General features: G+C 80.5%; 1 pseudogene. It reads left to right on the plus strand.

The features are described 5' to 3' along the window. Positions 1-410, plus strand: a pseudogene (locus GTR00_RS22590) (hypothetical protein); the annotation flags it as partial.

A 410-nucleotide genomic window follows, 5' to 3' on the forward strand; every position in this document is an offset into this window, starting at 1 on the left:
CCGCCCCCGCCGCGCCCGCCGCGGGCGGGCTCGTCAGCTACGTCGTGCAGCCCCCGCACGGCCGGCACCACGACTGCCTGTGGGACATCGCCGAACGGACCCTGGGCGACCCGCTGCGCTACCGGGAGGTCTTCGAGCTGAACCGGGACCGGGTGCAGCCCGACGGCTCCCGGCTCGTGGACGCCGACCTGATCCGCCCCGGCTGGGTCCTGCTGCTGCCGGCCGACGCCGTCGGCGCCGGCCCCGCCGTGCCCCTCACGCCCGTCCCGGACCCCGTCCCGACCGCCGTCCCGACCGCCGGCCCCGACACCGCCGCCGACCCCGCGGGAACGTCCGGGCCGGCCGGGCCGGACGCTGCGGCGCAGCAGCTCCCCGGCGCGGTCGTCAAGGGCGCGCTCAGCGGCGGGCTG

Source organism: Kineococcus indalonis (assembly GCF_009906395.1).
In the GTDB taxonomy this organism is placed as follows: domain Bacteria; phylum Actinomycetota; class Actinomycetes; order Actinomycetales; family Kineococcaceae; genus Kineococcus; species Kineococcus indalonis.